Origin of the sequence: Nocardia sp. NPDC059229 (assembly GCF_042754165.1) — a bacterium.
GTDB lineage: Bacteria > Actinomycetota > Actinomycetes > Mycobacteriales > Mycobacteriaceae > Nocardia.
Genome location: NZ_JBHZAK010000007.1, coordinates 227,457 through 247,144 on the forward strand (window position 1 = coordinate 227,457; position 19,688 = coordinate 247,144).

19 protein-coding genes are annotated in these 19,688 nt (G+C 68.9%); 9 read left to right on the forward strand and 10 right to left on the reverse strand.

From position 1 onward, the window contains the following. Positions 1-19 precede the first annotated feature (19 nt). The 4 genes from ACFXHE_RS18550 to ACFXHE_RS18565 all read left to right on the forward strand — a co-directional run bounded on the left by ACFXHE_RS18550 (position 20) and on the right by ACFXHE_RS18565 (position 4,339). Complete coding sequence (locus ACFXHE_RS18550) at positions 20-949, forward strand: carbohydrate ABC transporter permease (protein WP_379384511.1); 930 nt, start codon at positions 20-22, stop codon at positions 947-949. A gap of 68 nt (positions 950-1,017) precedes the next feature. Continuing rightward, positions 1,018-1,809: a carbohydrate ABC transporter permease gene (locus ACFXHE_RS18555; protein ID WP_379384764.1), complete on the forward strand. Its 792-nt coding sequence runs from the start codon at positions 1,018-1,020 to the stop codon at positions 1,807-1,809. A 19-nt stretch (positions 1,810-1,828) separates the two neighbouring features. Then, positions 1,829-3,160 (forward strand): ABC transporter substrate-binding protein, encoded by a 1,332-nt coding sequence (locus ACFXHE_RS18560; RefSeq protein ID WP_379384513.1) that lies wholly within the window; start codon positions 1,829-1,831, stop codon positions 3,158-3,160. Between the two features lie 99 nt (positions 3,161-3,259). Beyond that, a complete protein-coding gene (locus ACFXHE_RS18565; protein ID WP_379384514.1) occupies positions 3,260-4,339 on the forward strand; it encodes an ABC transporter ATP-binding protein in 1,080 nt (359 codons plus the stop codon). 42 nt (positions 4,340-4,381) lie between these two features. Here ACFXHE_RS18565 and ACFXHE_RS18570 read toward each other — a convergent pair whose 3' ends face one another. The 3 genes from ACFXHE_RS18570 to ACFXHE_RS18580 form a co-directional block, all read right to left on the reverse strand. Continuing rightward, positions 4,382-6,364: a M13 family metallopeptidase gene (locus ACFXHE_RS18570; RefSeq protein ID WP_379384516.1), complete on the reverse strand. Its 1,983-nt coding sequence runs from the start codon at positions 6,362-6,364 to the stop codon at positions 4,382-4,384. Positions 6,365-6,433: 69 nt separating this feature from the next. Further along, on the reverse strand, positions 6,434-6,814 hold the full coding sequence (locus ACFXHE_RS18575; RefSeq protein ID WP_379384518.1) for a DUF397 domain-containing protein: 381 nt from the start codon (positions 6,812-6,814) through the stop codon (positions 6,434-6,436). Positions 6,815-6,845: 31 nt separating this feature from the next. Then, on the reverse strand, positions 6,846-7,697 hold the full coding sequence (locus tag ACFXHE_RS18580; RefSeq protein WP_379384520.1) for a Scr1 family TA system antitoxin-like transcriptional regulator: 852 nt from the start codon (positions 7,695-7,697) through the stop codon (positions 6,846-6,848). 90 nt (positions 7,698-7,787) lie between these two features. Here ACFXHE_RS18580 and ACFXHE_RS18585 point away from each other — a divergent pair, with 90 nt between their 5' ends. Next, positions 7,788-8,261 (forward strand): hypothetical protein, encoded by a 474-nt coding sequence (locus ACFXHE_RS18585; protein WP_379384522.1) that lies wholly within the window; start codon positions 7,788-7,790, stop codon positions 8,259-8,261. On the opposite strand, the gene ACFXHE_RS18590 is transcribed toward ACFXHE_RS18585, so the two are convergent. Further along, a complete protein-coding gene (locus ACFXHE_RS18590; RefSeq protein ID WP_379384524.1) occupies positions 8,251-8,745 on the reverse strand; it encodes a DUF4190 domain-containing protein in 495 nt (164 codons plus the stop codon). The two genes, ACFXHE_RS18585 and ACFXHE_RS18590, sit on opposite strands and share 11 nt — an antisense overlap. Before the next feature lie 9 nt (positions 8,746-8,754). Next, positions 8,755-9,528, reverse strand: coding sequence for a pirin family protein (locus ACFXHE_RS18595; RefSeq protein WP_379384526.1), 774 nt, complete (start codon positions 9,526-9,528; stop codon positions 8,755-8,757). Positions 9,529-9,809: 281 nt separating this feature from the next. Here ACFXHE_RS18595 and ACFXHE_RS18600 point away from each other — a divergent pair, with 281 nt between their 5' ends. The 3 genes from ACFXHE_RS18600 to ACFXHE_RS18610 all read left to right on the forward strand — a co-directional run bounded on the left by ACFXHE_RS18600 (position 9,810) and on the right by ACFXHE_RS18610 (position 13,413). Continuing rightward, on the forward strand, positions 9,810-10,280 hold the full coding sequence (locus ACFXHE_RS18600) for an NUDIX hydrolase (protein ID WP_379384528.1): 471 nt from the start codon (positions 9,810-9,812) through the stop codon (positions 10,278-10,280). Further along, positions 10,277-11,623 (forward strand): MFS transporter, encoded by a 1,347-nt coding sequence (locus ACFXHE_RS18605; RefSeq protein ID WP_379384530.1) that lies wholly within the window; start codon positions 10,277-10,279, stop codon positions 11,621-11,623. The genes ACFXHE_RS18600 and ACFXHE_RS18605 overlap by 4 nt, the downstream gene beginning before the upstream one ends. 119 nt (positions 11,624-11,742) lie before the next feature. Beyond that, positions 11,743-13,413 carry a DUF4185 domain-containing protein gene (locus tag ACFXHE_RS18610; RefSeq protein WP_379384531.1) on the forward strand — a complete coding sequence of 557 codons (1,671 nt, stop codon included), beginning with the start codon at positions 11,743-11,745 and terminating at the stop codon, positions 13,411-13,413. Between the two features lie 39 nt (positions 13,414-13,452). On the opposite strand, the gene ACFXHE_RS18615 is transcribed toward ACFXHE_RS18610, so the two are convergent. From ACFXHE_RS18615 to ACFXHE_RS18625, 3 genes are read right to left on the reverse strand one after another with little or no spacing between them, the layout of a single operon-like run. Further along, the gene (locus ACFXHE_RS18615) at positions 13,453-14,316 is read right to left on the reverse strand and encodes a biotin-dependent carboxyltransferase family protein (protein WP_379384533.1); all 864 of its coding nucleotides are present in this window, start codon (positions 14,314-14,316) and stop codon (positions 13,453-13,455) included. Then, positions 14,313-15,044, reverse strand: a complete 732-nt coding sequence (locus ACFXHE_RS18620) for an allophanate hydrolase subunit 1 (RefSeq protein WP_379384535.1) — start codon at positions 15,042-15,044, stop codon at positions 14,313-14,315. The genes ACFXHE_RS18615 and ACFXHE_RS18620 overlap by 4 nt, the downstream gene beginning before the upstream one ends. Before the next feature lie 16 nt (positions 15,045-15,060). Then, positions 15,061-15,813: a LamB/YcsF family protein gene (locus ACFXHE_RS18625; protein WP_379384537.1), complete on the reverse strand. Its 753-nt coding sequence runs from the start codon at positions 15,811-15,813 to the stop codon at positions 15,061-15,063. Between the two features lie 131 nt (positions 15,814-15,944). Between ACFXHE_RS18625 and ACFXHE_RS18630 the strand changes: the two genes are divergently transcribed. After that, positions 15,945-16,856, forward strand: a complete 912-nt coding sequence (locus ACFXHE_RS18630; RefSeq protein ID WP_379384539.1) for an NAD-dependent epimerase/dehydratase family protein — start codon at positions 15,945-15,947, stop codon at positions 16,854-16,856. A gap of 17 nt (positions 16,857-16,873) precedes the next feature. On the opposite strand, the gene ACFXHE_RS18635 is transcribed toward ACFXHE_RS18630, so the two are convergent. Together ACFXHE_RS18635 and ACFXHE_RS18640 are read right to left on the reverse strand one after the other, a co-directional pair. Beyond that, positions 16,874-18,055: a sulfate/molybdate ABC transporter ATP-binding protein gene (locus tag ACFXHE_RS18635; RefSeq protein ID WP_379384541.1), complete on the reverse strand. Its 1,182-nt coding sequence runs from the start codon at positions 18,053-18,055 to the stop codon at positions 16,874-16,876. A 4-nt stretch (positions 18,056-18,059) separates the two neighbouring features. Then, positions 18,060-19,679 carry a DUF885 domain-containing protein gene (locus ACFXHE_RS18640; RefSeq protein WP_379384542.1) on the reverse strand — a complete coding sequence of 540 codons (1,620 nt, stop codon included), beginning with the start codon at positions 19,677-19,679 and terminating at the stop codon, positions 18,060-18,062. Positions 19,680-19,688 lie beyond the last annotated feature (9 nt).

Genomic DNA, 19,688 nt, shown 5'->3' on the forward strand with positions numbered 1-19,688 from the left:
AAGCCGCAAGGCTGCGCGGGTGCGATCTTGGCCCGAACGAGTACTCCCGACGCCCCCCGGGCGCGGGTGGCGAAGCAGACCCTGGCAGGACCATGCGCTCTTCGTGGTCCTGGTCGCGCCGAACCTGATTCTGCTGGGGCTGTTCGTCTATCGGCCGCTGGTCGACAATATCCGCCTGTCGTTCACCGACTGGAACATCTCGGCGACCAGCCTGAACTGGGTCGGTGTCGACAACTACACCGAGTGGTTCGGCCGCGACGACTCCTGGCAGATCGTCGGCAATACGGTGATCTTCACCGTCGCCGCCGTTCTCGGCAGCATGCTGCTGGGCCTGGCGCTGGCCCTGCTGCTGGATCGCAAACTGTTCGGGCGCAATGTGGTCCGCTCCGCCATCTTCGCGCCCTACGTCATCTCGGGCGCGGCCATCGGCGTCGGCTTCCAGTTCATCTTCGACCCCGGCTTCGGCCTGGTCCCGGATCTGCTGGAGCGGATGGGGATACACTCACCCGACTTCGCGCAGAACCCGCACTGGGCGCTGTTCATGATCACGGTCACCTACATCTGGAAGAACCTGGGCTACAGCTTCGTCATCTATCTGGCAGCGCTGCAAGGGGTTCGGGCCGACCTCATGGAGGCCGCCGAGATCGACGGCGCGAGCCGCTGGACCACCTTCACCCGGGTGTTGCTGCCGCAGCTGCGACCCACCACCTACTTCCTGTCGATCACGGTGCTGCTCAACTCACTTCAGGTCTTCGACCTCATCAATGTGATGACCCGCGGCGGGCCCATCGGCACCGGCACCACCACCATGATCTATCAGGTCTATCGCGAATCCTGGGTGAACCAGCGTGCCGGATACGGGGCGGCCGTCGCCACCATCATGTTCCTGGTGCTGCTCATCGTGACGCTGGTGCAGGTGCGCATCATGGACCGAGGGGACGAGAAGTGAACCGGCTCAACGCGCTGAGCGCCTTCCGCGACCGGGAACTGTGGGCCAAGGTGTTCGGCTACGCCGCCATGGTGTGCGTGCTGGTCATCGTCGGCGTCCCGCTGTACTACATCCTCACCCGCTCCTTCATGTCGCACACGGAGGTCTACTCCCAGCCGGTCAGCTACTGGCCCGAACGCTGGCTGGCGTCGAACTACCACGACGCCACCACCACGCTGCCGTTCTGGCAGTTCCTGCGGAACTCGATCATCGTGACCGGCATCGTCGCGGCGGTGAAGTTCGTGCTGGGCGTGCTCAGCGCCTACGGCCTGGTGTTCCTGCGCTTCCCGGGCAAGAACATCGTGTTCCTGGTGATCATCGCGGCGCTCATGGTGCCCAACCAGATCACCATCATCTCCAACTACGCGCTCATCGCCCAGCTGGGCTGGCGAAACACCTTCCAGGGCATCATCGTTCCGCTCTGTGGCGTCGCCTTCGGCACCTTCCTGATGCGCAATCACTTCCTGTCGCTGCCGAGCGAGGTCATCGAGGCCGCGCGGATGGACGGCGCGGGCTGGTGGCGGCTGCTGACCCGGGTGGTGCTGCCCATGTCCGGACCCACCATGGTGGCGTTCGCGGTGGTCACGCTGGTGAACGAGTGGAACGAATACCTGTGGCCGTTCCTGATGGCCGACGACGCGCGGGTGGCCACCCTGCCGGTCGGCCTGACCCTGCTGCAGAACACCGAGAACCCGAGCGTCACCAACTGGGGTCCGGTCATGGCCGGGGTCATCCTGACCATGCTCCCCATCCTCATCGTCTTCCTGGTGCTCCAGCGCCAGATGATCAAGGGCCTCACCTCCGGTGCGGTCAAGGGTTAAGTCCCAGAAGGAGATTCCTGTGTCGGATTCACGTTTTCCCGCTCTTTCGCGACGCGGGTTTCTCGGCTTGGCGGGCGCGGCCGCGGGCGCGGCGGCGCTGACCGCGTGCGCCGGATCCGGCGGCGGCGGCTCGCAGGGCGGTGACTCGAAGACGATCACCTTCTGGTCCAACCACCCCGGTACCTCCAAGGACCAGGAAACCGAGCTGATCAACCGGTTCCAGGCCAAGTACCCGGACCTGAAGGTCAACCTCGTCGACGCGGGCAAGAACTACGAGGAGGTCGCGACCAAGTTCAACGCCGCGCTCTCCGGTGGTGAACTGCCCGACGTGGTCATCCTGTCCGATGTGTGGTGGTTCAACTACGCGCTCAACGGCACCATCGAGCCGCTGGACAGCCACTTCTCGTCGGCGGGTGTGAACGTGTCCGACTACGTGGACACCTTCGTCGGCGACTACAAGTTCAACGGCAAGACCTGGGCGCTGCCGTACTCGCGCTCGACGCAGATCTTCTACTACAACAAGGACGTCTGGGCCAAGGCCGGACTGCCCGACCGCACGCCGAACAGCTGGGACGAGTTCGACGAGTGGGGCCCGAAGATCCAGAGCGTGATGGGCGACGGCAAGTGGGCGCACGGCTGGGGCGACGCCAAGAACTACCTGGCCTGGACCTTCCAGGGTCCGTGCTGGACCTTCGGCGGCGCGTACTCGGACGAGTGGAAGCTGAAGTTCAACGACCCGGCCACCATCAAGGCCGGAAACTACCTGCGCGACTCCATCAATACCAAGAAGTACGCCAGCATCCGGCCCACCTACGCCGTGGACTTCGGCAACGGCATCATCGCCTCGGCCATCGGCTCCACCGGAGACCTGAAGAGCATCAACACCAATGCCGCGGGCAAGACCCAGTTCGGCACCGGCTTCCTGCCACACCCGAACGGGCTGGCGGGCTCCACCACCGGCGGCGCCGGCCTGGCGATTCCGTCGCGGATCAGCGACGCCCGCAAGGAGAACGCGCTCAAGTTCATCGAGTTCATCACCAATGCGGCCAACACCTCGTACTTCTCGCAGGCCACCGGCTATGTGCCGGTGCGCAAGTCGGCGCAGCAGGATCCGGGCATGCAGGACTTCCTGGCCAAGAACCCGAACTTCAAGACCGCGATCGACCAGCTGCCGCTGACCAAGCCGCAGAACTACGCACGCGTGTTCGTGCCCGGCGGCGACCAGATCATCGGCACCGGGCTCGAGCAGATCGGCCTGCAGAACCGGGACACCGCAGCGGCTTTCGGCGATATCGCCAACCAGCTGCAGACGATCATCGACCGGCAGATCACACCCAAGCTGCCCAAGTAAGAGACGCACCCGCACGCTGACGTCAGGGGCCGGAGGCGGCAGCCTGCGCAACCACGGAGGCCCCCGGCAGCGTGAGCATTGGACAAGGAGAGCGCCGGCATGGCGACTGTGCAGTTCGAGGGAGTTTCCCTCACCTATCCGGGTGCGCCCGGCCCCGCGGTCGACGACCTGAACCTGGACATCGCCGACGGCGAATTCCTGGTGCTGGTCGGGCCTTCGGGCTGCGGCAAGTCCACCAGTCTGCGCATGCTGGCGGGTCTCGAAGCGGTGACCGCCGGGCACATTCGCATCGGTGGACTCGACGTGACCGGCCTGCCGCCGCGTTCGCGCGACGTGGCCATGGTGTTCCAGAGCTACGCGCTCTACCCGAATATGACCGTGGCCGAGAACATGGGGTTCGCGCTGCGCAATGCGGGTATGAGCAAGGCCGACACCAGGGTTCGCGTCACCGAGGCGGCGGCCATGCTGGAGCTGGAGGACCTGCTCGACCGTAAGCCCGCGCGGCTGTCGGGCGGGCAGCGCCAGCGCGTCGCCATGGGCCGGGCCATCGTGCGGCGGCCGCAGGTGTTCTGCATGGACGAGCCGCTGTCGAATCTCGATGCCAAGCTGCGGGTTTCGACCCGCTCGCAGATCGCGGCCCTGCAGAAGCGGCTGGGCACCACCACCGTGTACGTGACCCATGATCAGGTCGAGGCCATGACCATGGGGCACCGGGTCGCGGTGATGAAGGACGGGAAGCTGCAGCAGATCGCCGCTCCCCGTGAGCTTTACGACGATCCGGTCAATACCTTCGTCGCCGGGTTCATCGGCTCGCCCGGCATGAACCTGCTGACCGCGCCGGTCCGCGAGGGCGCGGCCGTACTGAACGACCTGCGAATTCCCCTGCCGCACAATATCGACGGCAAGAACGTGGTCGTCGGCATCCGGACCGAATCCTGGGAGGTCACCACCGATGCGGGCAATGCGCTCGCGGTCGAGGTGGAACTGCTCGAGGAGCTCGGCTCGGAGTCGTTCGTCTACTCGCACGGCGTGGCCGACGAATGGTCCAGCCGCTCCGGCCGGGTGGTCGCGCGGGTGGATCGGCGCTTCCGGGTCGCGCTGGGCGACCGTCTGCTCCTGACGCCCAAGCAGGACGAACTCTTCTTCTTCGACGCGGAAACCGAAGAGCGCCTGCGTTAGCCGGCCGGGGCCCCCGCCACCTCGGCGAGGGCCCGGTCCGGACTACCAGATCTTCACGCGCTCAGCGGGATCCAGATAGAGCTCGTCACCCGACCGCACATCGAAGGCCTCGTGGAAGCTGTCGAGGTTGCGGACCACGCCATTGCAACGGAACTCCGGCGGCGAGTGCGGGTCCACCGCGAGGCGGCGGATGGCCTCCTCGGTGCGCGCCTTGGTGCGCCACACCTGCGCCCAGCCGAAGAACACCCGCTGCAGGCCGGTGAGTTCGTCGAGGACAGGGGAGTCCTGGCCCTCGATGGCGATCCGGTACGCCTCCAGGGCGATCGAGAGACCGCCCAGGTCGCCGATGTTCTCACCGATGGTGAACTCGCCATTGACCTTGTGGTCCGCCGACAGGTCCTTGGGGGAGAACTGGTTGTACTGGTCGATCAAAGCCTTGGTGCGCTTGCCGAATTCGGTGCGGTCCGACTCGGTCCACCAGTCGACCATATTGCCGTCGCCGTCGTACTTGGAGCCCTGATCGTCGAAGCCGTGGCCGATCTCGTGCCCGATGACCGCGCCGATACCGCCGTAGTTGGCGGCGTCGTCGGCGTTCATGTCGAAGAACGGGGGCTGCAGAATGGCCGCCGGGAAGACGATCTCGTTCATGCCCGGGTTGTAGTAGGCGTTCACCGTTTGCGGGGTCATGAACCATTCGCCGCGGTCCACCGGGCCGCCCAGCTTGTTCAGGTCGCGGTCGTGCTCGGCGGCGTAGCCGCTGCGGTAGTTGCCCACCACGTCGGCCGGATCCACGGTGACCGCGGCGTAGTCACGCCACTCCTCCGGGTAGCCGATCTTGGGGGTGAACTTCTCCAGCTTGGCCAGCGCGGCCTGCCGGGTGTCCGGGCCCATCCACTCCAGCTCGGAGATATTGCGGCGGTAGGCCTCCTGCAGATTCGCCACCAGCTCGACCATCCGGGCCTTGGCCTCCGGCGGGAAGTGCCGGGCCACATAGAGCTTGCCCACGGCCTCGCCCAGCAGGTCCTGCACCAGGGAGACGCCGCGCTTCCAGCGCTCCCGATTCTCCTGCGCGCCGGTCAGGGTGCGGCCGTAGAAGTCGAAGTTGGCCTCCACCAGATCCGCGGTCAGGTACGGCGCGCGGGCCTTCACCACCCGCCAGGCCGCCCAGGCCTGCCAGTCCGCCAGCGATTCCGAGGCCCACAGCTGGGCGAAGGTGCGCACGTAATCGGGCTGGCGCACGACGAGTTCCGCGAACAGCTCCGCACCGGAGCGATCCAGTCCCGCGGCCAGCGCGGAAGTCCAGGCGGTCCAGTCGAATTCCGGGTTCTCGGCGGCCAGCGCGTCGAAAGTGGTGAGGTTGTAGCTCAATTCGGCATCGCGGCGGCGCACCACGTCCCAGTGACCCGCGGCCAGCTTGGTCTCCAGCTCGAAAACCCGCTGGGCATCATGGTCCAACCCGGCCAGCTCGAACATGCGGCGGATGTGGGCGACGTACTTCTCGCGGATCTCCGCGTATTCGTCCTTGTGGTAGTACGACTCGTCGGGCAGGCCGATACCGGACTGGGTGGCGTGCACCAGGTACCGGGCGGAGTTCTTGTCGTCGGTGTCGACATAGAAGGCCAGCGCGCCGCCCACGCCGGTGCGCTGCAGGCGGCCGATGAGCGCGGCGAAGTCCGAACGGTCGGCGACGCCGGCCACGGCGGCCAGCTCCTCGGCGATCGGGGTCAGGCCCGCCGCCTCGATGGCCGCGTCGGCCATGAAGCTGTTGTAGAGATCGCCGATCTTGCGCTCTTCGGTGCCGGGCGCGGCATCGGCCGCCGAGGCGTCCTGGATGATCTTCTGCACATCCAGTTCGGCCTGGTCGTAGAGCGTGCGGAAAGCACCGTCCACCGCCCGGTCTGCCGGTATCTCGTAGCTCTCCAGCCATTTGCCGTTGACGTGCGCGAACAGGTCGTCCTGCACCCGTACGTCCGCGTCACGGAAGGACAGGTCGATACCGGAGGGAGGCGTCAGCTGCGAAGTCACGATCCCCAGTATGCACAGATCCGCCTCCCCGCGACTTCGGCGCACGGCTGAGATCGGAACGAGGGCAGCTCAAGCTGACACTGGTATCCGGTCGAACTCCCCGTCGCGGGCCCCGTCGATGAAGGCGCGCCATTCGCCAGGGGTGTAGACCAGGGTGGTGTCGCGGTGCCGGAGGGTGGTGTGGCCGTCCGCACCGGTCTCCGCGCTGAGCGCGGTGCGGAGGGAGTGGCGGCCCAGCACAGCGGCCAGGAATGTCATCCATTCGGTCGCGGCGACGGTGATGATGGGCTCGTCTTCAAGGCGATGTTCCGGATTGCGCCGGTACTTGCTGTCGCGGATGAGCACCGCATCACCGTCGAATCGAACCTCCACGCACTGATTTCCGTTATTGGTACGTGACGACGTGAACCAGCCGCGGGATACCGGCTGATAGTTCGCGGTGTTTAGCATGGGCAGCATTTTACCGTTACACATGCGTATCCTACCCTTGCGAATAGCGTTTGATGAGCTCCAAAGATTCTGCGCGACCGAGAGATTGGTCGAGCGCACGCACAAATGCGAACCGCAGATCGCGAATCTGCGACGAATCCTCCACCGCCCCACCGAAAACCGCGCTCTCCACCCAGGTGAAGGTCGGAAGATTCTCGGAAGCGAAATCCAGCAGATGGAAACTCGACCCGCCCAGCAGTGCGCCCCGGGTCGCGGTGAACGGAATCACCCGCACCGAAATGGAATCCAGCTCGTCCAGCAGTGTTGCCAGATGTTCCAGTTGCCCGCGCAATACTTTCGGGCCGCCGATCTGCTGTAGCAGCGTGGCCTCGCCGATCACCGCGGTGAGTTCCACCCGGTCGTCGCCGCGCAGCCGTTCCTGTCGCTTCAGCCGCACCGCTACCAGCTGTTCCACCTGGACGGGACGGATCATGACGTCGGCGCTGATGAGCGCCCGCGCGTATTCCTCGGTCTGCAACAGCCCGGGCACCACCAGGCTGTCGTAGCTGCGGATGCTCTCCGCGCCCAGCTCCATGCCGTAATACCGTTGCAGCTCCGGCCCGATCAGCGCCGAGGACCTGGCCCACCAGCCGCGCTCCTTGCTCAACGCCAGCAGTTCCAGCAGTTCCGCGCGCTCCTCGCCCTCCACCTCGAGCAGCTCCAGCACCGGGCCGATGGTGGTCGCCGTGAGGACGCGCCGGCCCTTCTCCACGTGCGACCAGTTGGCGGGGGTGAAGCCGACACGCTTGGCGAAGGTCGCCGAATCGAAGCCGCACTGCTCACGCAGTTCGCGCAATCGCAGGACCAGCTCCCACCGCGCGGCGGTGGGCGAGACGGGTGCCATGAGCAGTGATGCTACGCCGGGGAACTCACTGGCGTGTGACTATTGTCATACCGATAGCCCGGCTCTAAGGTCGGTAGCAGGAGGTTCGCCATGAGCGCGCTGGACCCGTCCTCGTATACCGCCACCCAGGAAGCGCTGGCTCGGTGCCGGCGCTATCGCAAGGAGCACGGCCTCTACGGCGTGGTGGACTCGGCACTGAGCCGAATCATGTTGGAGGTCGGGGCGGTCGGGGCCGTGACCATGCCCGCCGACCTGGGCCACCGGGTCCGCGACCATCTGGTCGCCCGGCGCCGCTGCGGGCCCGTCATCGCCCACCCGCGCTCGGGCCGCTGGACCTTCCTGACCGGCCCCACAGACGACTCGTATTACGACACCGCTTTGTTCTCAGACCTTTTCCGCGATTGCGCGTCCGTAGCGCAGCCGGGCAGCACCATCGTGCTGCCGTCTCCCGCGGACGAGCACAGCGCCTACCGCACGTGGATTCACCCGCCGGAAGGGGACTTTCGCCCCGAACTGGCCGAGGTGCTGGCCGCCACCCGCGAGTGCCATCCGGTCACCGGGTAGGCGCGGGCGTCAGCGTGACGCTGAACTTGTCCTCGACGCGCTTGTTGAATTCCTCCTGGCACTGCTGAACCTTGGACCTGTCGCCGCCGGCCTTGTTCAGGCAGTCGATCAGATCGGTGCCGCCGGTGTCCTTGAAGACGACCCACACCAGCACGCCGACCAGAATGCCGCCGATCAGGCTGATGACGCCCATGATCGCGCCCGCCAGCGCCATTCCGAAGCCGCCGGACGTGCCGCGGCGCGCCTTCATCGCGGCGATCACGCCGAGAATGATCGCGAGCGCGCCGAACAGGACGCCGACGATGGTGAGCAGCACCGTCCAGAAGGTGAGCAGACCCAGGATGCCGAAGGCCATCGCGGTGATCGCCATGCCCTTGCGCTGCGGCGATTCCTGCCAGTACTGCGGCCCGCCGGGCGGCGGATAGTTTCCGGGCGGAGGCGGCGGGTACTGGCCGTACTGCCCCGGTGGCGGGTACTGGTTCATGCGTCGATGCTATTGCCCGCCGAGTCGGGCATGCATTTCCCACACCAGAATCTCCGACGGCATGTTCGCGGTGACCCGCTGGCCTCCGCTGCGCGTCAACCGCACCGCGTCACCCTCGTACAGGGTGCCCGCCCCCTCCATCTCCACCTCGCCGCGCGCGATGAAGACATGCAGGTAGGGGGCCTCCGGCAGGCGGATCTCGGCGGCGTCGCCGGACATCCGGGCCACGTGCAGGGCGGAGTGGCTGCTGGCGATGGCAATGGCGGTGCGGTCGCGGTAGCGGGGCAGGCCCGAGGCCACCGTGATCAGGCCGCCGCCGGCCAGCTCGTCGTCGATCTCCAGCTGCTGATAGCCGGGGGTCAGCCCGGAATCGTCGGGCACCACCCACATCTGGACGAAATGCACCGGCTCCTGGTGTTCGGGCACATTGCCGATCCGCCAGGAATCGTTCTTCTCCGAATGCAGGATGCCGGTACCGGCGCTCATGCGCTGGGCCAGGCCGGGATAGATGACCCCGCTGTGCCCCAGCGAATCCTGATGGACCAGGCTGCCGCTCAGCACCCAGGTGACGATTTCCATGTCCCGGTGCGGATGGGTCTCGAAGCCCTCACCGGGCAGGACGATGTCCTCATTGTTGACCAGCAGCAGGCCATGATGGGTGTTGTCGGGATCGTAGTGTTCCCCGAACGAGAACGAATGCTTCGAATCCAGCCACGACACACGGGTTTTCATGCGGTCGCCGCCACGATGGATATCGATGTGTGGTGTCGTGAGGGTGGACACCGCCGTACTCCTCTCACCGGCGAGCACCGATCGGATTCCAGGGTAGGGGCCGATACGGCGGCCCAACCTGAATTCCGGGTTAAATTCTAGCGTGAGAGCAGCGCTGCTCCGCACGCCGCCGACCAGGTACTACGCTCTCGGCAACCGGCCCGGGCAAATGCCCGGCGATTGTGAGTGCGCGGTGGTGACGCCCGCCCACATGCCGTCGTACCCGCCAGCGGGTTTCGGTCGGCGACCGTATCATGATGTGCCGCAAGCGAAACGGGAGGGAGAGCAGGGGGATGCGACCCGAGGCACTCGCGGGCATCGAACGCGAGCTCCGGCAACAGGCCGAGAGCGAGGGGATCGCTCATTTCGTGGTGGGCGTGGCCGTCTTCCGGGACGGCAAACTGCTGGTCGTGCGGCGTGTCGCCGAAGGCTCGCACGGGGGGATGTGGGAACTGCCCGGCGGCGGCGTGGAATCCGGCGAGTCCTTCGCCGACTGCGTGGCCCGCGAACTGTTCGAGGAGACCGGGCTGAGCGTCGTGCGGATCACCGACGTGCTGGGCGGATTCGACTACGCCACCCGCACCAAGTCCCGGGTACGCAAATACAGCTTCGTGGTCGAGACCGAGGCCGCCGAGATCCGGCTGGACCCCCTCGAACACGATCGCTACCAGTGGATCGACGCCGACACCGTCGACAACCTGCCCATGGCCGACGATATGCGCGCGGCCGTCTTCGCGCTGGTGACCACGCACCCGTCCCGGTGACCGCGGCGCCGCCGCCGGCCACCCTGCGCGCCCGGCTGGCCGCGGTCGCGACCGGGCTCCGCGAGAATCCCGGCACCCTGCGGCTGACGCTGGTCCGGCTGTCCGGGCAGTTCGGCGACGGCATGTTCCAGGCCGCGCTCTCCGGCGCGATTCTGTTCAACCCCGAACGCCAGACCGATCCGCTGGCCATCGCCGGCGGCTTCGCGGCCCTGCTGCTGCCGTACTCGATCATCGGCCCGTACGCGGGCGCGCTGCTCGACCGCTGGGATCGCCGCCGGGTGCTGCTCTACGCGAACGTGCTGCGCGCGCTGCTCATCGTGGCGACCGCGGCGGGCCTGCTGGCCGGGGTGCACGCCACCCCGCTGCTGCTGGGCGCGCTGTCCGTGGTCGGGGTGAGCCGGTTCGTGGGCGCCGGCGTGTCCGCGTCGCTGCCCAAGGTGCTGGCCCAGCGCTGGCTGGTCCCGATGAATTCGGTGCTGGCGACGGTGGCCTCGGGGTGCGCGATCCTGGGCGCGGGCCTGGCCTTCTCGATCATCGGGCTGATCGGGGCGGGCGACTTCGCCTCGGCGGTGGCAGCGGCCGCCAGCGCCTCCGGTTCGATCGCCGGCGGGCTGGTGGTGGCCGGATTCCGGCCGCGCGCACTGGGACCCGACCGCGGCGAGCAGGCCGCGGCGCGGGGCGGGTGGAGCACGGTGCGGGCCATCGCCGGCGGACTGCGCGAGGGCGCCACCGCGGCCTGGCGGTCCCGGGAGGTAACCACGACCTTCCTGGGGATCGGCGCGCACCGCATCGTCTTCGGCGCGGACACCCTGCTGATGGTGCTGGTGCTGCGCCGCGGCGACGAGGCCGCGGTGGGGACGCACCTCGCGAAATTCAGTGCGGCCATCACCGCGACCGGGGCGGGCATGCTCACGGCGGCCGTGGTCGCGCCGGTGCTGATTCCCCGGCTCGGCCGGCCGCGGACGGTGGTGACCGGCCTGGTGACGGCGATCGCGGTACAGCTGGGCCTGGTCACGCCGATCACCGTCGCCACCGGGGACGCCGAGCGGCGGGCGGAGCTGCTGTTGCTGGCGGCGGCCTACCTGCTCGGGCTGGTGGGCCAGGTCATCAAGCTGACCGGGGACGCGGCCATGCAGATCGATATCGACGACGCGCACCGCGGGCAGGTCTTCGCCCTGCAGGACACGGTCTTCAACATCACCTTCGTGCTGGCGCTGGCGGGTACCGCGGTGCTGATTCCGGCGGACGGCCGCTCACCGGCGATGGTGGTGGCCGCGGCGGTGGTCTACGCGGGCGGGGTCCTGGCCATTGCGGCCAATTCACGCCGACAGGTCGGTACGTAGCCGAAGTAGGTATCGGCTCGGTCACACCCCTCCGGCGACACGGCGAGACGGCTCCGCGGATACGGCCCGGACGACTACGGTGAGGTGGATCCGATCACGGACGAGGAGACGCACCACGGATGACTGCGCGGCGCTCCGAAGCACCTGCGGCCCTGGCGCTCTCGAGCCTGGCGATGGCCGCGGTCATGCTGCTGCCCGCCACACCCGCCACCGCCGGCCCCTTGGCCCCGTGGGCCCCGCCGCCGTTGAACGCCTGCGGCGAAACGGGATTCGATCCGCTGGCCCGCGAACCCGACCCGGATGTGCCACTGCCGCAACCGCAACCGCAGCCGCCCGACAACACCATCCACATTCAGGTCCCGGTCCCGCAGTTCACGCCGGTCCCGATTCCGGGTCCGCGGCAGGACAACACCCGCAGCGATCCCGCGCCACTGCCCGCGGACCCGTGCGTCAATCCGTGCCCGGACCTGCGCAACGACCAGAGTCCCAAGCCGGAAAACCTTGCGCCCGAGAGTGATCCGGCCGACCCGCCGGGCGACCCGGCCGACACCTCCGGAAATCCCGGCACCGGCGATGACCAGCCTGCCCCGGAAGCGGCGACCCAGCCCACCCCCGCACCGCAGGCCGGCAGCGGCTCCGGCGGGATTCAGCTGCCGCACATCCGGATAGACCAGATTCCGGAGACCGTCCCGATCCCGGTGCCCGGCGGCGATCCCGAGCCACCGCAGCCCCGGCCCGCGCCCGCCGTGCAGCCCGTGGTTCCCGCGCCGGTCGCCGCACCCGTGGCCCCGGCCGAGCTCGACTCACTGGCGCTGGTGAACCAGGTGACCGGGCACGGCTCCACCAATCGCACCGATATGCGCTGGTCGGTGGACGGCACCGACCTCGGCATCATGTGGGAGTCCGAACCCGGGCAGATCGCCGTCGCCTTCGGCGACACCTTCGGCAAGGGCTGGGGGCCGATCGGCGCGGGCACCGGGGACCAGGACTGGCGCAGCAACTCCATCGCGTTCAGCAGCAATCGCGATCTCTCCCAGGGCCTGCGGCTGGACACCTTCGCCCAGGACAGCCGCTGTCACGCCGCCGAGATCCTGAGCAGCCGCAAGGTCGACAACTTCGAGATCACCACCATCCCGACCTCCGGCTTCGCGCTGAACGGGCGGCAGTACCTGACGTACATGTCGGTGGCCCGGTGGAGTCGCCACAAGCCGGGCATGTGGTGGACCAATCTGGGCGGGCTGGCCTGGTCCGACGACAACGGCGCGACCTGGACCAAATCCGATTGGGCGCGCTGGGACAACTTCTTCGGGCTGGGACGGTTCCAGGTCATGGGCATGGCACCGCACGACGGGTACGTGTACATGTTCGGCACGCCCAATGGGCGGTTCGGCACCATCGGGCTGGCCCGGGTGCCCACCGACCAGGTGCTCAACAAGTCGGCCTACCAGTACTGGATCGCCGATACCTGGGTGCCTGCCCTGGGGCCCGACGAACAGCTGGCCACGCCCATCCTGTCCGGGACCGCCGGTGAGCTGTCGGTGCGCTACGACGAGTCGACCGGGCAGTGGCAGATGATCTACCTGGATCTGGACCGCCACGCCATCGTGCTGCGCACCGCCGCCGAACCGCAGGGCACCTGGACCGATCCGGTGACCCTGGTCGACACCGACGACTATCCGACGACCTACGGCGGGTACATCCATCCGTGGTCGAGCGGGAAGGACCTGTACTTCACCATGTCGGCGTGGAACAGCTACAACGTCTACCTCATGCACGCGACGCTGAAGTAGCGACTCCGGCGATCCTCCGGCAGCGCAACGGAATCCGCGTCAATCGATCTTCCGGAAGCGCAGGGCCTGACCCGGGCGAGCCTGCGCCACGCAGTCCACATCGGCGTCCACCACCACCGCGATCACCGGATAACCGCCGGTGATCGGATGATCCGCCAGGAAGACGACGGGCTGACCGCTGGGCGGCACCTGCACCGAGCCCAAAGCCATGCCCTCCGTGGGTAATTCACTCGGTACGCTGCGCCGCAGGGCGGGACCGCTGCGCCTGTCCAGCCGCGCGCCGATCCGGTCGGTGTCCGGGGAGACCGTCCACTCGCCCGCGAAGAGGGCGGTGGCGTCGGTGAACCAGTCGGCCCGCGGACCGGGCACGGCCCGCACCGTGAGCAGGTCGTTGCCCAGCGCCGGCACCGGCGCGACATCCACGATGGGCAGCGCCCGCGGCGGCTTCCCCACCGGGAGCAGATCGCCCGGATGCAGCGGGTCGGGGCCGATGCCGGAGAGGGTGTCGCGGCTGCGGGAGCCCAGCACCGGCGCGACCTCGATGCCGCCGCGCACCGCCACATAGGTGCGCAGACCCGTGTCGGCGATGCCGAGCCGCAGCCGTTGCCCCTCCTCGATTTCCAGCACGCTGGCCGCGCCCATGGGGCGGTCGTCGACGGTGACCGGGGCAGGGGCGCCGGTCACCGCCACCGTGACGTGCTGATCGGCGAGCAGTTCCAGACCGCCCAGCAGCACCTCGATGCCCGCCGCACCCTCCGGATTCCCGACCAGGCGATTGGCCAGCCGCAGCGAAGCGCGGTCCGCCGCGCCCGCGGTGCCCACCCCGGAGTCGAACCAGCCCGGGCGGCCCAGGTCCTGAATGGTGGCCAGGGGGCCGACCCGGACGACACGTAATCCGCTCATGAGCCTGTCCCCGCATCCACGAATCGGACCCGGGCACCGGCGCGCACCAGGGCGGGCGGTTCCCGATCCACGTCCCACATCGAGAGGTCGGTGGTCCCGATCAGCTGCCAGCCGCCCGGACTGCGGCGGGGGTAGACGGCCGAATAGCCGCCCGCCAGCGCCACCGCGCCCGCGGGGATGGCGGTGCGGGCTCGCGCGCGCCGCGGCACGGTCAAGCGGCCGTCCGGCGATTCGAGATAGCCGAAGCCGGGCGCGAAACCCACGAAGGCACAACGCCATACGGTGCCGGTGTGCTGGGCGACGACCTCGGCTCCGGTCAGGCCGAGCAGGCGCGCGACCTCGGGCAGGTCCTCGCCGTCGTAGCGAACCGGGATCACGACGGGTTCGACAGGGGCGCCGTTGCCGGCCACCTCATCGAACGGATGGCCGGTCCGGTCCGGCCACCGACCGGGCCGGCTGCGGTCACCGGCGGTGACCCGGGCCGCCGCGTCGAGCCGGACCAGCAGGACCCGCAGCTGCTTTCGCACCGAGAGCGCCGACCGCGGCGAATCCAGCGTCACCAGTACGGTTTCCGCGGCGGGCAGGACATCGACCACCCCCGTCGGACGCGGCTGCAGGGCGGACACCAGATCGGCCACCATGGCGCGCAGCGGTGGAATCACCAGCAGCGCACGGTCACCCGCCGCCCGCACCTCGCCGACGTCGTCGAATTGTCCGGGATCGGTCATGGTCATCCACCCCGGATCACGCGAAAGCCCGGACAGGCGTACCGGATTCGTCGAGCGCGGCCCGAATCCGGCGGGCCATCTCGACCGCGGCCGGCGTATCGCCGTGCACGCAGATGCTGGCCGCCGTCACCGCCACCGTGCCGCCGTCCACGCTGGTCGCCTTGCCGTCCCGCGCGATCGACAGCGCCTGCGTCACCGCCGCATCCGCACCGAGCACCGCACCCGGCAGTCCGCGCGGCGCGAGCAGACCCTCCGGCGTATAGGCGCGATCGGCGAAACCCTCACCGACGAACGGGGTTCCGGCGGCCAGCGCCGCCCGCTCGAGCTCGGTACCGGCCGGGCCCAGCAGGGCCAGCCGCGCATCGAACTCCCGCAGGGCCAGGACGATGGCGTCGGCGAGCGCACGGTCGGCGGCGGCCTGGTGATACAGCGCGCCATGGGGTTTCACGTAGCGCACCCGGTCTCCGGCAGCGCGGGCGAAGGCATCGAGGCTGCCGATCTGATACAGCGTCTCGTCACGCAGCGCGGCCGGCGCGATCGCGATGGCGCGGCGGCCGAACCCGGGCAGATCACGATGGCCGACGTGCGCGCCGATGCGGACGCCCTTCTCGACGGCCAGCGCGCAGGTGCGGCGCATGATGGCCGGATCCCCGGCGTGGAATCCGCACGCGATATTGGCGCTGGTGACCACGTCCAGCATGGCGGCGTCGTCACCCATGGTGTAGTCGCCGAAACCCTCGCCGAGGTCGCTGTTCAGATCCAGCGTCATATGCGTCCTCCAGCTGTTCGTCGTGATCCGATTGTGGGCGCGCACGCATCCGGCGACAAGAATGTCACGCCAGAAACTGTGTCATGGATCACAGCTGCGTGCTGTCACTTCCGGCGGGCATTCCTTGTCCCATGGACATGAACGACACCAAGAACATCCTCCTGGCCGGTGCGAGCGGCGTCCTCGGCGGGCACATCACCCACGCCCTGCAGGAGCACGGCTACACGGTCCTGTCCCTCGGACGGGGCGCCGGCAACGACGTGGTCGCCGACCTGATGGACCGCGACCGGCTGCTGCGCGCGGTCGAGGGGTTGACCGTCGACACGGTCGTGCACGCGGCCACCGCGCTGCGCAAGGCACCCATGCGGCACCGGGACATGTACGCCACCGACGACCTGCGCGTCACCGGCACCGCCAACCTGGTGGCGGCCGCACAGCTGGTCGGGGCACGGCGCATGATCGCCGAATCGATGGTCTTCGGCTACGGCTACCGCGACTTCGGCGACCACGTCCTCACCGAGACCGACGAATTCGGCCGGGGCGGAAAGGGATCGGACGTCCGGCACCTGGAGGGCATGCGCGTGAAGGAGGAGCTCATGCTGAACACCCCTGGCATCGAGGGGATTTCACTGCGCTACGGCTTCTTCTACGGGCCGGGCGGCACCGAATCGATCGTGGAGATGCTGCGCAAGCGGCAGCTGCCCGCGGTGAACGACCACGGGCGGGTGCTGCCCTGGATCAACCTCGCCGACGCGGGCGCGGCCATGGCGTCCGCCGTCGAGGGCGGCACCCCCGGCTCGGCCTACAACATCGTCGACGACGGCCCGCTCGGCTTCGGGGCACACGTGCGGCTGGTGGCCGAAACCTTCGGCACGCCCAGGCCGTTCACCGTGCCCGGCGCGCTGCTGCGGCCCATGGCGTATCTGTACGAGATGACGCGGGCGAGCATGCGGGTCTCGAATGGCAAGGCCGAGGCCGAACTCGGCTGGAAGCCACGGTATTCGAACTGCGCCGAGGGCCTGCGCGCCCTGGCGGCCGCCTGAATGCCCCCGGCGGCAGGTCAATACGGGTAGACCTCTACTTCGGTCGCCTTCACCGCGAAGTACACCTCCGTCCCGGGGACCACACCGAGCTGGGCCACCGCGGCCGGGGTCAGATCCGCCGCCAGGCCCGCGGCCGCCCCCGGACCGTCCACCCCGCGTATCCGCACCAGACCGCCGCGATCCTCCAGCTCCGCCACCCGCACCCGGAACACATTGCGGGGACTGCCCTCCGGATGCTCCAGATGCACCGCCACGGCCACCGGCGAGAACACCGCCGCCGCCCGCCCGGCGGCCGTCCACTCGCCTTCGGACCTGCCGAAGACCTCGACCGTCCCGTCCGTGACCGCACCCAGCCCGGCGCTGCCGCCGCTCACGGCCGCACCCATGATCAGGTTGACTCCGGCGATCCGGGCAGCGAACCGGCTGCGGGGCCGCGCCAATACCGCAGCCACCGAACCGGACTCGATCACCCGTCCGGCCTCGAGGACCGCGACCCGATCGGCCAGGGTCACCGCGTCGATGATGTCGTGTGTCACCAGAATCGTGGCGATGGGCCGCGCATCCGGCAGCGTCACGGGATGCGCGGCGATATCCCGTGCGGTGGCGATCAACTCGCCATTTTCGTCGTCCGCACTGCCGGACGCGGGTTCCCGCAGGACTCTCCGCAGCAGCGCCCGCATGGCGGGCGCCGCGGTCACATCCAGCGCGGCCATCGGCTCGTCCAGCAGCAATACCCGCGGGTGCACGGCCAGCGCGCGGGCCAGGGCCACGCGCTGTGCCTGACCGCCGGACAATGACCCAGGCGACCGGTCCGCGAATTCCTCGGCATCGACGGCGCGCAGCCATTCCCGCGCGAGAGCGGCGGCGGCCCGGCCGCGCACACCCCGGCTGCGCGGCCCGAAGGCCACATTCGCGGCCACCGACAGGTGCGGGAAGAGCAGAGCGTCCTGCGCCAGCAACGAGACAGCCCGCCGATGCGGCGCCACCGCAATGCCTTTCGCGACATCCGTCAGTATCAGCTCGCCCAGCCGGACCTGACCCTCGTCCGGAATCACCAGTCCGGCAACCACATCCAGCAGTGTCGACTTTCCCGCGCCGTTGGGGCCGAGCACGGCCAGCACTTCCCCGGGCGGAATGTCCAGCCGCACCTCGAAGTCCCGGTCCGCCAGGCGCGCGGAGACCGCCAGCCCGCTGGTCATCGAATCAGCTCCCGTCGATCCCGAGCAGGGTGCGCAGATGGCGCGGGGCGGGGGAGCCGTGGGACAGCATGGCGTCGTGCCAGTCACGCAGGGGAGTGGCGGCCGGGCGAGCCGCGGCCACGGCGGCGACCTCGGTATAACCGACGAAATAGGTCGAGAGCTGGGTGGAGCTGAGCAGGGTACGGCGCCACTTGCCGGCGGCCTCGCCCTCCTCCTGGAGGCCGCGGTCCCGCATCAGCCGCAGGGCCTCGGCTTCGGTCATGCCGTCGCAGTGCACCGACTGGTCGAGGATGGCGTTGATGGTCATGCGCAGGTGGGACTTCAGCTGCTGCAACCGCACCGGCAGGCCGCCGAAACCGGTATCGGCCATGAGCTTCTCGGTGTAGACCGCCCAGCCCTCGATGAAGGTGCCGCTCCAGCACAGCGCGCGGACGGGGGTGGAGCCGCGGAAGCGGCGCGACCGGGCGAGTTGCAGGTAGTGGCCGGGCATGGCCTCGTGCACGGTCAGATTGCGCATCATGTGGTTGTTGTATTCGCGATAGAACGAGGTCACCCGCTCGGGCGACCAGTCCGCCGGGGTCGGTGCGATGGCGAAAAAGGTCGGCAGCTCGGCGGTTTCGAGCGGGCCGACCGGATCGCAGTACGCCACCGCCACCCCGCGCGCGAACTCCGGCATCTTCTGGATGACCAGCGGATCCTCGACCAGGGTGGCCAGGTCGTGGTCGCGGACGAAGGCGGTGGCCTCCGCCAGCGCCGCGGCCGCCTCCACGACCACCGTGTCATCGGCCGGGCGGTCCGCCGACAATTGCGCCAGCGCCCGGCGGACCGTCTCCGCATCCGGACTCGCGACACCGAGCAGTTCGCCTGCCGCGGAACGAATCTCGCCGGTCAACTGATCCAGGTGCCGGTGCGCGCGGTCCAGGATCTCCCGCGCGCCCAGCTCGGTGTCCAGGGTGTGCCAGAGCTTGGCCTCCCACAGCCTGCGGCCCAGACGCGGATCGCGGTCCGCGCTCTCGACCCGGCCGGTGAGCCACGCGGTGAAGTCGGTCAGCGCCGACATCGCCGCGGTGGCAGCGGGTTCGATCTCGAAGCCGGGCACCTCGGCGGCCAGCGCGGGCACCTGGTCGCGCACCAGCGCGGTCACGCCGCCGAACTGCCCGATGGCGGTCTCGACGTGCACGCGCGGCATCTCGCCGAGCAGCGCGCGGGCGGTGGCCAGCGCATCGGGCACCGCCGTCAGCCGGTCGCGCAGCGCCGCCAGCCGCACCTCGGCGGGCGCGAACGGGCGCGCCAGCAGGTGGTGGAGCAGCGGTCCGGGATTGTGCACCAGCGGATTCCACTCGTGCTCGCGGATCTCGGTGAGCTCGAACAGCAGGCCGTCGACCCGCTGCTGCAGGAGCGCGAGATCGACGCCGTCCGCCGGGGCCAGGTCGTCCGGATCGACCTCGGCCAGGGTGTGCGAGGCCTCGCGCAGCAGCTCGGCGTGCCCCCGCACCGCCTCCGCCGACCAGTCGGAGAGCCGATGATCGGCGCGGTGGTCGCCCACCGAGGCGGCCAGCTGCGGGCCGGCGGTCAGCAGCGCTTCGACGATGCGCTCGGCACGGGAGACGAATATCGGCGACATGGCAGCCAC

Coding starts and splice junctions, on each gene's coding strand:
- ACFXHE_RS18610 (WP_379384531.1), top strand. CDS start 11,743: ATGACTGCGCGGCGCTCCGAAGCACCTGCGGCCCTGGCGCTCTCGAGC.
- ACFXHE_RS18585 (WP_379384522.1), top strand. CDS start 7,788: ATGAGCGCGCTGGACCCGTCCTCGTATACCGCCACCCAGGAAGCGCTG.
- ACFXHE_RS18625 (WP_379384537.1), bottom strand. CDS start 15,813: ATGACGCTGGATCTGAACAGCGACCTCGGCGAGGGTTTCGGCGACTAC.
- ACFXHE_RS18635 (WP_379384541.1), bottom strand. CDS start 18,055: ATGACCAGCGGGCTGGCGGTCTCCGCGCGCCTGGCGGACCGGGACTTC.
- ACFXHE_RS18580 (WP_379384520.1), bottom strand. CDS start 7,697: ATGGCACCCGTCTCGCCCACCGCCGCGCGGTGGGAGCTGGTCCTGCGA.
- ACFXHE_RS18590 (WP_379384524.1), bottom strand. CDS start 8,745: ATGAACCAGTACCCGCCACCGGGGCAGTACGGCCAGTACCCGCCGCCT.
- ACFXHE_RS18615 (WP_379384533.1), bottom strand. CDS start 14,316: ATGAGCGGATTACGTGTCGTCCGGGTCGGCCCCCTGGCCACCATTCAG.
- ACFXHE_RS18565 (WP_379384514.1), top strand. CDS start 3,260: ATGGCGACTGTGCAGTTCGAGGGAGTTTCCCTCACCTATCCGGGTGCG.
- ACFXHE_RS18555 (WP_379384764.1), top strand. CDS start 1,018: ATGGTGTGCGTGCTGGTCATCGTCGGCGTCCCGCTGTACTACATCCTC.
- ACFXHE_RS18640 (WP_379384542.1), bottom strand. CDS start 19,679: ATGTCGCCGATATTCGTCTCCCGTGCCGAGCGCATCGTCGAAGCGCTG.
- ACFXHE_RS18600 (WP_379384528.1), top strand. CDS start 9,810: ATGCGACCCGAGGCACTCGCGGGCATCGAACGCGAGCTCCGGCAACAG.
- ACFXHE_RS18630 (WP_379384539.1), top strand. CDS start 15,945: ATGGACATGAACGACACCAAGAACATCCTCCTGGCCGGTGCGAGCGGC.
- ACFXHE_RS18575 (WP_379384518.1), bottom strand. CDS start 6,814: ATGCTAAACACCGCGAACTATCAGCCGGTATCCCGCGGCTGGTTCACG.
- ACFXHE_RS18620 (WP_379384535.1), bottom strand. CDS start 15,044: ATGACCGATCCCGGACAATTCGACGACGTCGGCGAGGTGCGGGCGGCG.